The 12,745-nt window shown below is 49.1% G+C and carries 11 protein-coding genes; 2 read left to right on the plus strand and 9 right to left on the minus strand.

The window, feature by feature from the left end:
• Positions 1 to 122 precede the first annotated feature (122 nt).
• The 3 genes from BM200_RS18145 to BM200_RS18155 all read right to left on the minus strand — a co-directional run bounded on the left by BM200_RS18145 (position 123) and on the right by BM200_RS18155 (position 2,686).
• The gene (locus BM200_RS18145) at positions 123 to 1,238 is read right to left on the minus strand and encodes an AI-2E family transporter (protein ID WP_091188068.1); all 1,116 of its coding nucleotides are present in this window, start codon (positions 1,236 to 1,238) and stop codon (positions 123 to 125) included.
• An 85-nt stretch (positions 1,239 to 1,323) separates the two neighbouring features.
• Positions 1,324 to 1,869, minus strand: a complete 546-nt coding sequence (locus tag BM200_RS18150; RefSeq protein WP_091188069.1) for a histidine phosphatase family protein — start codon at positions 1,867 to 1,869, stop codon at positions 1,324 to 1,326.
• Between the two features lie 55 nt (positions 1,870 to 1,924).
• Complete coding sequence (locus BM200_RS18155) at positions 1,925 to 2,686, minus strand: aminoglycoside adenylyltransferase domain-containing protein (protein ID WP_091188071.1); 762 nt, start codon at positions 2,684 to 2,686, stop codon at positions 1,925 to 1,927.
• 193 nt (positions 2,687 to 2,879) lie between these two features.
• On the opposite strand from BM200_RS18155, the gene BM200_RS18160 reads away from it, so the two are divergent.
• Both BM200_RS18160 and BM200_RS18165 read left to right on the plus strand, forming a co-directional pair.
• Positions 2,880 to 4,655, plus strand: coding sequence for an ABC transporter ATP-binding protein (locus tag BM200_RS18160; protein ID WP_091188072.1), 1,776 nt, complete (start codon positions 2,880 to 2,882; stop codon positions 4,653 to 4,655).
• The gene (locus BM200_RS18165) at positions 4,642 to 6,420 is read left to right on the plus strand and encodes an ABC transporter ATP-binding protein (protein WP_091188074.1); all 1,779 of its coding nucleotides are present in this window, start codon (positions 4,642 to 4,644) and stop codon (positions 6,418 to 6,420) included. The genes BM200_RS18160 and BM200_RS18165 overlap by 14 nt, the downstream gene beginning before the upstream one ends.
• Positions 6,421 to 6,622: 202 nt before the next feature.
• Here BM200_RS18165 and BM200_RS18170 read toward each other — a convergent pair whose 3' ends face one another.
• From BM200_RS18170 to BM200_RS18195, 6 genes are all read right to left on the minus strand, one after another.
• Positions 6,623 to 7,153 carry a hypothetical protein gene (locus tag BM200_RS18170; protein ID WP_091188075.1) on the minus strand — a complete coding sequence of 177 codons (531 nt, stop codon included), beginning with the start codon at positions 7,151 to 7,153 and terminating at the stop codon, positions 6,623 to 6,625.
• Positions 7,154 to 7,175: 22 nt separating this feature from the next.
• Positions 7,176 to 7,589 (minus strand): hypothetical protein, encoded by a 414-nt coding sequence (locus tag BM200_RS18175; protein ID WP_091188077.1) that lies wholly within the window; start codon positions 7,587 to 7,589, stop codon positions 7,176 to 7,178.
• Positions 7,590 to 7,661: 72 nt separating this feature from the next.
• Positions 7,662 to 8,714, minus strand: coding sequence for a CapA family protein (locus tag BM200_RS18180; RefSeq protein ID WP_245773081.1), 1,053 nt, complete (start codon positions 8,712 to 8,714; stop codon positions 7,662 to 7,664).
• Positions 8,715 to 8,862: 148 nt separating this feature from the next.
• The gene (locus BM200_RS18185) at positions 8,863 to 10,941 is read right to left on the minus strand and encodes a choice-of-anchor J domain-containing protein (RefSeq protein WP_175532921.1); all 2,079 of its coding nucleotides are present in this window, start codon (positions 10,939 to 10,941) and stop codon (positions 8,863 to 8,865) included.
• Positions 10,942 to 11,157: 216 nt separating this feature from the next.
• Positions 11,158 to 12,201, minus strand: a complete 1,044-nt coding sequence (locus tag BM200_RS18190; protein ID WP_091188083.1) for a dienelactone hydrolase family protein — start codon at positions 12,199 to 12,201, stop codon at positions 11,158 to 11,160.
• 118 nt (positions 12,202 to 12,319) lie between these two features.
• Positions 12,320 to 12,721, minus strand: coding sequence for a hypothetical protein (locus BM200_RS18195; RefSeq protein WP_091188084.1), 402 nt, complete (start codon positions 12,719 to 12,721; stop codon positions 12,320 to 12,322).
• Positions 12,722 to 12,745: the final 24 nt, after the last annotated feature.

Genomic DNA, 12,745 nt, shown 5'->3' on the forward strand with positions numbered 1-12,745 from the left:
CAGATTTTGTTTTCTTATCATGCGCAGCGGAATGGAAAAAAATTCAGGGAGAGGAAAGCGGGGAAATAAAAAAGCCGTCCGGCAAGCGGACAGCTTAAATGCGATTGTAACAGCTTCGCAATCTAATGGCGTTCGGTAACCTCCGCAAGCGGGTCCTTCGGCGGAATGCGGTTAAGCTTGCGGAAAGCATAGACGCGGGTCGCGATAATCTTGATAATCGCGTAGACGGGTACCACGATAATCATCCCGAGCGCTCCGATAATCGAGCTGGCGCCGATGACGAGCAGCATGACAGTGAACGGATGAACGTTCATTTGCTTGCCGATGATCCGCGGGCCGATCAGGTTTGCTTCGATCTGGTTCGAGACGACAAGCACGATTCCGACCAGCAGTACCGTCATCGGCGAGACGGTAAGAGCAACGACGGCCGTCGGAATGAAGGCGATCAACGGTCCAATGTACGGAATGAAGTTCGTTATGGCGGCGACTAAACCGAGCAACAGCGGATAAGGCAAATCAATAAACAGGTAACCAATGAAGGTCAATGCGCCTATGAGCAGCGATGTTAGCACTTTGCTCAGGATAAACGAGCCTATCGAAGCATCTATCTCCTTGAGCGCGCCGCTTGCCTCGCGATGATAGCGCTCCGGCAGCATTCGCAGGATGAGGCCTGGGAACTTATCCCCTTCGCTCAGCAAGTAATAGATCATGAACGGAACGAGGCCAAGCAGGAAGAAGAAGTTCATAATCAGATTGAAAATGCCGCGCACGCTGCCAACGACGGAATTAAGCAGTTCATCCAGCGATCCGGTCAGCTTGTTCGACAGATTCTCCGTGGAAAGGGCGTCCTTTTGCCCGATTTCCTGCAGCCACTCGTGCTGCTGCACGGACTCTAGCCACGATTGGACGGAGTCGACGATCTGAGGAAAGTTGTTCACCAGGTTAATAGACTGGTTCCGGATTGGAGGCCAGATCATCCAGAAGAACAAGTAGCAGACGCCAATCGCGCCGATGTAGACGAGCAAAATGGCGAGTACCTTCGGCAGCTTGGTTGAGAGCAGCCTCACGAACGGCCTGAACAGATAGTAGAACATACCCGAGATCAGCAGCGGCACGAACAACGCGGCCAGAACCTTGCCGATCGGATCAAACACGAAATTGACCTTGGATGCCAAATAGGCGATCAATAAAACGACGATGATGCCATAACCTATGCGAAACCACTTGCCTTGCGGCATACGGACAGATCTCCCTTTTGACTATATTTTTCACCTATTACTAGAATTAACGCAAAACGAGGGAAAATAAACATAGGAAAACAAATTAATTCTTCCAAATTCGTTGAATGCTAGGTTTATCCTCTTCTAGGAAGGTAAGCTGAATCACATCGGGATTCGTCATCCCCTCCCATTCCTTAAACCCGATTCGGTTATCAAAATGTTTCAGGAGGAGGGAAATCAAGTTGCCGTGCGAGACAATGACGATATTCTTCTTGCCGCTGTTCAGAGCCTCTGTCACGACGCTTGCCGCGCGGCTCATGGCCAGGTTACTGGACTCCCCGCCCTCATAACATAAATCCAACTCCTCGTAAGTTTTGCGCAGCCGCTCCCGCCAATCCTCATAAATATTGCTCGATAGGACCCGCTCTGCCAATCGATTATCCAGAGCGACATCTAAACCAATTCTATCAGCCAATGGTGTGATGGTACGATAAGCCCTTTCGAAAGGACTTGATAGGATGAAATCAACTTCTTTACCAGAAAAAAATTCAGCCAGCTCAACAGCCTGCTTGGCGCCCGTCTCCGTTAGTGGAGCATCCGGCTCCTGTCCGGCAGCTTTGCAATGACGCACGATATAAACCTGTTTCATCTTCGTCTCCTTTACCGTTTGTGTTGTAAAAATTATACAACAAATAAAGCTCAAGTTAATAGAATGAACTCGAGTTGATTTCATTCTGCATATACTCGGCGAATTCAACTAACTGCTTATCATCCCACTCTGTTTGCCTTCCCTGGCAGCTGTATTCCTCTAAACAGGCATTTATCATGGAACGGTACTTCTCAGGCAATACGCGCAATCCCCATTTCCCGCCCTCCTGCTTGGAGGACACGATGCCTTCCCGCAAATAGAACAGCACCCTGCATAGATTTAAGGAGTAATACACCGGTGAATCCATAATTTCTTTGGCGGCCTCTCCTATATCATTAAGAATAGATTGTACATAATAAGTGCGCTCGACGGGTTGAAGCAGCTCTTGAATAGAATAGCCGTAAAGGGTAATTCCCCTGTGATAGAGCACGGTAAAATGCGCAGCCAGATCCGGGTCTTCAAATCCGCCGCAAAGGTAGTTCGGATCAGCTTGATACCGCTCACGATGATACTCCGAAAAGTGGTATTCGAATGGCGTTGGATAAACAAACTCCCTCGCGCAAGATTCCAAAACAATGCTCAACTCTATTCCTTTGCAGCCGGACAAGTCGTTAAGAATTAGAACATGCCGCGTAATTAACCGCTGTTCTTCCTTTGAGAGCTTCTCCTTTACGACAATGACGAGGTCGATATCGCTTCTTTCCGGGTTAAAGCATCCCATCGCAAGTGATCCGTGCAAATAGATTCCTGCCAAGTTATCCTTCAAGACCAACTCAAACGCGCTCACCACTTTTTGCAGAAAAGCTTCCTTCTCCATAAGGTCCCCCGCCTTCCCAATAGACTATAATATTCGGACATACTTTATATAATATTAAGACAGTACTTTTGCCATTTATTTTTATCCAGATAAACTCATAAAAAACCGTTGGAACTCCGATTATTTGTGATATAATCTCCATAGTTTTTTACCAATAAAGCATTTACACTACTACAGAAATCGGTGATCACACATGTTTCAGTTCAAGTGGCTTTGGCACAATCTGAAAGGGGATCGGGCAAGGTACATTATCGCCCTATGTCTGTCAGTCATTGGCTCATCGCTCACGATCATTAACCCGTATATCGGGCAGCGCATCGTAGATACCTTCATCGCGGGCAGCGATGCGGCACAAAATTTGAGAGACGAGCGCGGACTGTTGATCGCCCTGGGTCTCGGGATGATCGGCTTCTCTCTGCTTCGTACGGGACTTTCTTATTTTACAACTCTCCTGTATGAACGCGCTTCTCAGAACATGCTCTATCGTGTCCGGATTTTCCTGTACAACAAAATTCAGGGCCAGGACATGAAGTATTACGACCGCAACCGTACCGGGGATCTCATGACCAAGATGACGGGCGACCTCGACATGGTCCGCCACTCCCTGGCATGGATTATCAAGACGATTATTGAGTCGCTTACCGTCTTTGTTGCGGCAGTTGTCTACTTCTTCTTCATCGACGCTGAACTTACGTTGTGGCTGCTCATTCTATCGCCTCCTATTTTTATTGTGGCGTTTATATTCGCTAGACGCGTTCGTCCTATGTATGTGGATCTGCGTGAGCGCCTGTCGCAGCTGAACACGATTACACAGGAAAATATCGCAGGCAACCGTGTCGTAAAGGCTTTTGCCCGCGAAGAGTTCGAGATCAATAAGTTCACCGATAAAAGCGTCAACTACTCCGAGGCCAACAAGAAGGCGGCCCTGGTATGGCTCGACTACTTCCCGTACCTGGAGATCTTCTCTCAAGGCTTCACCGTTATTCTGTTAATCTCCGGCGGTCTGCTCGTCATGGACGGACGTATTACCTTTGGTGAATTTTCCGCTTTTTCCGCGCTGATCTGGGGTCTGTCCAACCCGATGCGCAGCATTGGCATTATCATTAATGATATTCAGCGGTTTTTCGCTAGCGTTACCAAAATCATGGAGGTCTACTACGCAAGTCCGGAAATCGCCAACCATCACAATGCGGCTGTAAAACGCCGTTATCAAGGCCGTATCCAATTCGATAATGTAACCTTTAAATACGATGGCGTAACGGTACTGGAGAATATCAATTTCAAGATTGAACCCGGCGAGACGATCGCCATCATGGGGGCAACGGGCTCAGGAAAAACAACCCTCATTAACCTGATCCCGCGCTTCTATGATGCAGCAAAAGGCCGCGTTCTTGTCGACGGTACGGATGTCCGCAAGCTGGAGCTGGATGAGCTCCGCGGCAATATTGGCGTAGCAACGCAGGATGTGCTGCTCTTCTCGGACACCATTGACGGCAATATTGCTTACGGCAATCCGGATATGCCGGAAGAAGATGTCGTGAAGTTCGCCCGGCTCGCTGCGGCCCATAACTTCATCGAGAAAATGCCGGAGGGCTACAACACGATCGTTGGCGAACGCGGCGTAGGTCTGTCCGGCGGGCAAAAGCAGCGGATAGCTCTAGCGCGGGCGCTCGCTGTACAGCCTCCGATTCTTATACTTGACGATACGACTTCCGCCGTCGATCTCGAGACGGAAGAGCATATTCAGAAGAGTCTTCGCGAGCTGGACTTTGCCTGCACGAAGATCATTATCGCACAGCGTGTATCAACAACGGCTGAAGCTGACCGGATCATTATTTTGGAGAATGGCCGGATTATTGAAGAAGGCACGCATGCTGAGCTTCTTGCCAAGCGCGGCTATTATTATGAAGTATTCAAACTGCAGAACGAAGGCATCGGAAGAGAGGTGAATGCTCATGGCGAGAAATAAATTCGATATCGACGAAAACCTGGAAACCCCGTTTAATATCAAGCATTTCCGGCGCGCGCTCGTCTATATCAAGAAACAACAGAAGCCGATGATCATCGCCTTTATCCTGAGCGCTTTGTCTGCCGGGATCGCCTTGTCCGCACCACTCATTATTCAACATGTCGTGGACGTCACGATTCCCGAGAAAGACAAAAGCGGGCTGATCTTCTGGTCGGTCATGACGCTCTTGACGATAGTGGCCAGCGTTATTCTCGCCACCATCCGCTCCCGGATTATGACACGCGTCGGCCAGGACATTATTTTTGACATCCGCACCGATCTGTTCAAGCATCTGCAGGAGCTGCCGTTCCAATATTATGACGACCGTCCGCAGGGCAAGATTCTGATCCGTGTCGTCAACTACGTCAACTCCGTATCCGACGTGCTGTCGAACGGGATTATCAACTTCATTCTTGAAATTCTAAACCTTCTCTTCATTGCGATCTTTATGTTTGCGGTTGATGCGAAGCTGTCGCTCGTCATTCTCGCTGGCCTTCCGGTCTTCATGTGCGTCATCCTGCTCATCAAGACTAGACAACGCCGGGCGTGGCAAAATGTATCGAACAAAAGCTCCAACCTGAATGCTTATACGCAAGAGAGCATCAGCGGTATTCGTGTTACTCAAATTTTCACCCGGGAAAAACATAACGAGGGTCTCTTCACCCGCCTGTCTACCAATTATCGCAATGCATGGATGAGAACCATGTACCTGAACTTCCTGATTCCGTTCTCGGTCGATAATCTGGCGTCCATCGTCACTACGGCGATTTATTTCGTAGGCTTGCTGGCGCTTGGACCTGAAGAAGTTACGTTTGGCGTTATTCTCGCCATGAGCAGCTATGCGGCACGCTTCTGGCAGCCGATCTTGAATATCTCGAACTTGTATAACAGCTTTATCAATGCCGTAGCTTATCTCGAACGGATCTTCGAGACGCTGGATGAGCCGGTAACCGTCAGCGATGTTCCAAAAGCGAAGGAGCTGCCGCCAATCAAGGGCCATGTCGCCTTCAATGATGTGACCTTCGCTTACGATCCGGGTCATAACATTCTGGAGAATCTGTCCTTTAACGTTAAAGCAGGCGAAAGCGTTGCTCTCGTCGGCCCGACAGGCGCAGGCAAGACGACTGTCGTTAACCTGATCTCGCGTTTCTACAACATAACCGGCGGCGAAATTACGATTGACGGTCATGATATCGCACAGGTGAAGCTCAAGTCTCTGCGCAGCCAGATGGGGATCATGCTGCAGGACAGCTTTATCTTCTCTGGCACGATTATGGATAACATCCGTTACGGCCGGCTTGATGCAACGGAGGAAGAAATTATTGCGGCAGCGAAGACCGTATGCGCTGATGATTTCATCCGCGAGTTCGAGCATGGTTATATGACCGAGGTCAATGAACGCGGCTCTAAGCTGTCCCAAGGCCAGCGCCAGCTTATCTCCTTTGCCCGGACACTGCTCGCCGACCCTCGCATTCTTATCCTGGATGAGGCGACCTCGTCCATTGACGCGAAGACCGAGCGCCTGCTGCAGAAAGGCCTTAACGAACTCCTGAAAGGCCGAACATCATTTATTATCGCTCACCGTCTGTCGACGGTTAAGAACTGCGATAAGATTATGTACGTAGCGGATAAAGGCATCGCTGAAGCCGGCTCGCATGATGAGCTCATGGCACAGCGTGGCCGTTACTACAAGCTGTACTCCGCGCAAAAGATGGAAGCCTTGTAATAGAAAAGGGGGTGTCCCATAAGTCATGAAAATGACTACGGGACACCCCCTTCTACATTCAGGTTAAACTGCAACCTGTTCAGCAAATGCTCAAACAAAAAGAAGCCAATCAAACGGCGTATTTACTCTTCTCGCCAAATCTCTAAAAGCGGTACGCGAAAACATCATGCACATGTGGCTTGTCTGCGATGCATATAACAAGCTAAACCGCTAAATAACGGATCAAGCCAAGAACTGCATACCCGAACAGAACCGTGCCGGAGCCTATACCCGTAATGGCACTGCTCGCGACCTGAAGCTTAGGCGCAGCGATAACAGCCAGGATAGAAACGGCGACAAGAAGGACCGCCAGTATATATAGGCTAGCATCGTCAAAGACGCTTACCAAACCGATAAAATGAATGCCAACGATAAAAGCAATCCATGGGGCGATATGCTCTTTTGCTTTTTTCCGTATCAGCAGGAAAGCTCCCGCTCCAGCAACAGCAAATTCGATATATACAGTAATCAAATAAGTCTTGAAGGAGGCATTGTCGGATAAGACCGATGGTTCGTTCCAGTTATGAATGCTTAAGTAAACGCCGAGCAAACAGACCAGCAGGGCAACACCCGATGCAATGCCAATATATTTGCGCCAGCTTGCCTTTGGCCTTTCCTGTGCCCAGCCGAACCAGCAAAAGCTGAACCAGCCAAAAATCGCGGCATACATCGTATAGTCACGTATATAATCCATGTTACCTCCGGTTATTGACTAGTTAACGAGAGAGCTTGATGACAAGCCTTTTCGCTGATTCGGTCTCAACTGTAATCTCGTAATGCCCCTTTACCCCATCAAATTCAATAGCCCCCGTCTCCGGAGACGATACGTTCTTCTCCCATAATGTCTCATCGGAGCGGCTTACCTTGATAGTGAAAGTCCCTTCTTCCGAAGACGCCTCATAAGAAATACTTACTGGTCCCGCTTCTGAGATGGAGAAGTCATCTACACGATAGGTGCCCTTCAGAGAGCCGATCTTCAAGCTAAGCTTGCCATTCGTCTCGGTCTTCACAGAAGAGACGGATACACTGGAAACATCGGCATATTTGGATAGGACGTTTACGGCCACAACCGTAATAATGAATAAGCCTAAAAAAATGAAAAATCTATATTTGGACTTTCCGATTCTCAAAAAATAACCCCCTGCAATAATAATCCATCGAATCTATTATTCGCTGGAATGAAGCATTAACCTTCTTCCCTGTTATTTTGCCGATACCGTACCGTCCTTGTTCACTTTCACATTAAACGAGATCTTGTTCAGCTTCGAGTACGTCTTCTCGTTATAAGCAGCCTCTCGCAAAGTTGGCCTTGTGTTTTCTAATCTAACCGGTGTGATTTTACTGCTTACCTTATCCCCTTTAAACGTCAAGGTTGCAATCATCGAGTCGTACGCCTTATTGGAACGCTGCGTTGGCGTAAAGACAAAGTTTCCGAGAGAGTAAAAGATCGGCTTGCCCTTATACGTCTCAATTCCTTGCAGGCAGTGGCTGTGGCTCCCCATAACCGCATCTACTCCGGCGTCGATGAATTCCTTCGCATACGTCCTCGCGTAATCTTCCGGGTAATCCTCGTACTCATTATTCCAATGGATATAGATAATCGTGAGATCCGAATATTTTACCGCATTCTTGACGTAGCGCATCATAGAGTCAAAGTTATAACCGGATGCAATGCCTGCCTTCTTATCGCCTGCATACCAGCTTGGACCGGACAAGACGCGGCTAATGCCAACAATGGCAACCTTCTTGCCGTTCACGGTCTTGGAGTAAGCGGTAAAAGCCTCGTCAATATCACGGCCCGCCCCGGTGTGGCCAATCTTGTACTTGTCCAAATAATCCAGCGTATCGGTCAGCGCATGAACTCCATAATCCAGTGTATGGTTGTTGGCAACTGATACCCCGTCGATCCCGGAGTTCACGATGCCTTGGAGCGTCTTGGGAGCGGAACGGAAGGTGTAGGTTTTGTTAGCCTTTTGCCCGCGTGTAGAAATAGGCGTCTCCAGGTTGGCGAAGCTGATGTCAGAACCGGATAAAAGCTCACGGACATGTTCAAAAGGGTAATTGACTCCGTACTTATCCATGTTGGCTGCTACTTTCCCGTCCAGCAAAATATCTCCGGCAAAGCTGATCTCAATCGGCTTGTCCTCTTTAGGGGAGGAATTTGCAGAAGAAGCTACAGCGGTAACGTTGCCTGCTGCCTCCAGATTAAATCCAAGAAAAATAAGCAATGCCGCAAAGTACTTGAGAAATATCATTCGCATCGAACCCTCCATCGAATCTATGTATCTTCCAAACCAAGACTACTAATGTGTATGCTTGGCGGAAGAAATAGATTACTAGAATGGAAGAGGCATTCAGCAAAAAAAGAAGACGCCCGGGAGTATCCCGGCGTCTTCTTTCACTCTATTTAGTCGGCTTGTCCTTCTTTCCGTCAGCCTTCAAAACCACGTCGTAATGATAAGGCACGCTGCTCACGCTGCCTTCGGGCCCGGCGTACGTCGTCATCATAATGATGCGGTCATACTTGGAGCTGTGGAGCATGTCAGCAAGCTCAATGCGATTGGACTCCGACATATTGATAAGATCCGGCACCCGGATGACTTTAACCTGGTTACCGCGTTCTTTTTCCTTTTGCTTATCGTAGTTCTTCATAAGACCAATGAACTCTACCTGATAGTTCACGTATTGACTAATCGTCTGCTCCAGGCTCTTGAAGCCGGATGTGCCTGTCATCGGATCGATTACGGTCCCGTTCAGCCGCAGATTGGACAAGTACCAGCCCGCTTCATTGAAGCCCCAGTCCGTCAGGTAGCGGAAACCAAACAGAACCTTCTTGCCGGCATAAGCGGACAGATCAAATGTCTCCGTCTTCCATCCTTCAGAGTTGCCTGTGAAGCCAGGCAGATTCGCTGCGATCTTCGGATGTCCTCCTTCGACAAGATCACTGCGTGTATCTTCGTTAGATAGCGAAGTCCAATTCTTCCCGCCATCCTCAGATACTTGTACAACGCCGAAATCCCACTGCTCCTCGATATGATAGCTGGTATCGAAGCTGAGCTCAGGGGCAGTATCACCAGTCAGATCCAGCTCCTTGATCAGGAAATTGTCCGCCTGGTCCCCTTGATTGCTCCAAAGAACCGTGCCTCGTTCGGGATCCTCTACAGGTGTCCAGTTCGTGCGCAGGAAGTCGAGCCCCTGAAAGTACAAATGATTAATTTTGGAATCCGGCTTTATAACCTTAAAATCTGTTCCCCATGCAGGAGAGATATTGTCTGCCAGAACCGAAGTAGCAAAGTCGGGAGAAAGGTCAATGGAAGTGAACTTATACGTGGAGGAGTCCCCCTGATACCCGCTGTCCAGCACAACAGCCGTCATGTAGTCTGCATATAAATCGGCAAACGACTTATCGATACCCGCTTCACCGAGCGCAGCTTCTACACCGCTTATGCCGGTGGACGGATTGTGGAACAAGGTTCGGATAAGCGATTCTCCGTAATGATCATAGAGATACAGCTGGAACAAATAGGCGTTGCCGTAATCGGCAAGAATCTGGAGATCGGACTGGTCGCCCCATAAGGTAAGGGAGTTGCGGAGATTCGACAAAAATTCGTTTACATGATCCGTGGAGTGGCCATATCCGACCATGTATTGGGCAAAGTCGGACAAGCCTTCATTGATGAAGCTTTCTTCAGAAGGGTCGGTATCCCGGTGCAGCAAATGCTGGAATTCATGAGCGAATACGCCTTCATAGAGATAGGGCTTTGCCGAGGCGGGTCCGGTCCTGTTGAGCCAATCCAGGCTGTCTATCGTCATGACGTTGCGGTCGGCAAAATCGCTTATTGTCGGGGAAAAGTAACCGGCAATATAGCTCGGATAGTTCGGGTCATAGTAGCTCTGATCCTTGATATTATCAATCAGAATAACAACACGGCCGCTGTCATCCTTGTACAAGCCATTATAGCCGTCTTCTCCCTGGCGCTCAGCCGGCGGAGCAAAGTATTCGATTTCTTTAGGATAAATGCGGGTTTCGAATTCGTTCAGCAAATATTGTACCTGCTCATCCGTGATTTGAACGGAACCGTTCCGCGGATCTCCCTCCGGGAACTTAAGGTTATTGGCTACCCACACCTCACCGCTCTTCCCAACCGCGCGAAGTGTAAAGTTCGTTAAGTAATATTGACCGTCCACGTCGTTGTTCGTCAGCCATGGCTTGACCACACCCACATCCGCTTCCGTCAAGCCGGCTGCCGCTGATGATGAGGCGGCATTTGTTGAGGCGGCACTGCCCGCAAGGTCAAGCCGGCCTTCTGCTTCGACACTTTCAAGCGTATCCGCCCTAAGCTTCGTGCCTACGTCCAGTACACTTGGATTTGCGTTAAAGCTTGTCTGCTTGGACGGCGTTGCCATTGCAGCAGCCGGTGTTAAAAGACCGCCGACCAGAATGAAAGACGAAATCATACTGAAAAGTTTGCGTTTCCTCACATACATTCCTCCTAAAAAGAATTATCATACAAACAGCCCGGAATAGGCTTATTGTGATGATTCTTGCCTCGTATGCATGAGCTGATCGAATAGCTAGCCGAATAATAGGCTATGTCAACTATCATAACAAGGAGGAAAATATGTGAAAGTGCCAGAGCTACCATACATACTGATGTCAGGAAGACCTGTGCCGCATAACTATCGCCCTAGCTTTTGTCAAATCCGGTCGGTTTGCTGTTCCGTTAATCTGCGATAGAGCCAGCTGATAGATATCCTGCCGCTGATCTCGTGTTTACCAGAATGAATATCCCATCCAAAACGGTCTGACGCTTCCCACTCGTCATAGATCTTCTGGAGAGCAGCGACGGCATCCTTTGTATGTGTTACCGGAAAGATCGGATCATGCTCGCCAGACTCCACATATAAAGCTCTGGGCGCAATCAGTCCGGCAAGCTCCGGCTGCTCCGCTTCAAGCAAAATGCCCGGCAAATAGTTGTCTATGCAATGCGGCATGGACAGAATACTGCCATTAAACGTATTTACCCAGCCGCATAACGCCGTCGCTTTCACACGCTCGTCCAATGCAGACGCGTAAGCCCCGATTAACCCGCCTCCCGAAAATCCGAACACTCCTATTTTCCCGGCATCCACGTCTGTACGGGATTGCAAATAATCAAGCGCTCGAGTGGCCTCGTATACTCTCATTCCTGCCAAAGTTCTCCCGTACATGAGCAATTGAGAGGACAAAGCCGCACAGGAGTTTCTATTCCCATTGGCCTTCCTATCCTTTTCCAGACGGCGAACGCCGAAGCCCATTATTTCGGGGACGATAACGATCATCCCCTGACGTACCAGTTGAACTGCAAAGCGGTTATGAATACCCGAATCGTCCATCTCCCGGCCTTCTTCATCCAGTCCCACCGCATCCCTCATGCCATTGCCGTGCCCATGGCAGGCAAGCACGGCTGGAATTGGACCTTCTTTGCCCTTTGGAATCAGCACCCAGACCGGTACCTGAACCGATTCCATCGTAGAGTAAGCAACCCGCTCCAGAATAAACTCGCCATAATCAGTCCGGTCCATCACTCTCGCATGAAGCGGATAGTTCCGGGCCGGGAACTCCCCCAGCGCCTGCTTCAGCTTATGCAGCAGAATATTCCGTCTCTCCTCCATTGCAGCAAAAGCGCCATTCGTTCGACTTCTGTTCCTCTCCGCTTGCTCGTACAGCTGCCCCAGCATCGCGTCCATTGTCCAATCCATAATCGAATATCCGCTCCTCTCATTGAAAGAGAATCCTTGAATTCATTATAAATTGGAATACTTCCTTCGAGAAACCCTTATTCCTCGTTCAGACAAAATACGGAAGCTACGATGACACTCAAATGCCGATGAACATGTTCATGCTATACGGTCCCCAATTCTCCCCGCTAAATCCGGTTGACCCCTCCGCATTGACGAAGCAGGGGAGAACAATATAAAGCGTACGAGGAGGAATGTTGTTTCTAAGCGTAAGAGTAAAATTCATGTTTGTATTGTCCGTCGGCATAATCATCGCCATATTGGGCTGAATGGCGTTTGCAGCCGAAAGGGCATCCCCCATGTTCACGCTTGCCGCTCCGTTTGGCCCGGCATTGCTGCGGATCCAATAATTCGATAATTTGACAGCCGATTCTAAGTCAGTCCGCCGATCATACGTTAACAGAATTTGATTGGCAGCACTCTGTCTAGCGCTCACCAACACGGGATGGTCATTCTGTCGATTGAATGGAAAGGTATACATGCCATAACCTCCTTCCATTGGTCT

This window comes from Paenibacillus catalpae (assembly GCF_900112695.1).
GTDB classification, from domain to species: Bacteria; Bacillota; Bacilli; order Paenibacillales; family Paenibacillaceae; genus Pristimantibacillus; species Pristimantibacillus catalpae.

Excerpts from the sequence above, each read along its gene's own strand:
- BM200_RS18190 (WP_091188083.1), bottom strand. The coding sequence starts at position 12,201 with ATGGATTGGACAATGGACGCGATGCTGGGGCAGCTGTACGAGCAAGCG.
- BM200_RS18165 (WP_091188074.1), top strand. The coding sequence starts at position 4,642 with ATGGCGAGAAATAAATTCGATATCGACGAAAACCTGGAAACCCCGTTT.
- BM200_RS18160 (WP_091188072.1), top strand. The coding sequence starts at position 2,880 with ATGTTTCAGTTCAAGTGGCTTTGGCACAATCTGAAAGGGGATCGGGCA.
- BM200_RS18155 (WP_091188071.1), bottom strand. The coding sequence starts at position 2,686 with ATGGAGAAGGAAGCTTTTCTGCAAAAAGTGGTGAGCGCGTTTGAGTTG.
- BM200_RS18150 (WP_091188069.1), bottom strand. The coding sequence starts at position 1,869 with ATGAAACAGGTTTATATCGTGCGTCATTGCAAAGCTGCCGGACAGGAG.
- BM200_RS18180 (WP_245773081.1), bottom strand. The coding sequence starts at position 8,714 with ATGATATTTCTCAAGTACTTTGCGGCATTGCTTATTTTTCTTGGATTT.
- BM200_RS18145 (WP_091188068.1), bottom strand. The coding sequence starts at position 1,238 with ATGCCGCAAGGCAAGTGGTTTCGCATAGGTTATGGCATCATCGTCGTT.
- BM200_RS18170 (WP_091188075.1), bottom strand. The coding sequence starts at position 7,153 with ATGGATTATATACGTGACTATACGATGTATGCCGCGATTTTTGGCTGG.
- BM200_RS18195 (WP_091188084.1), bottom strand. The coding sequence starts at position 12,721 with ATGTATACCTTTCCATTCAATCGACAGAATGACCATCCCGTGTTGGTG.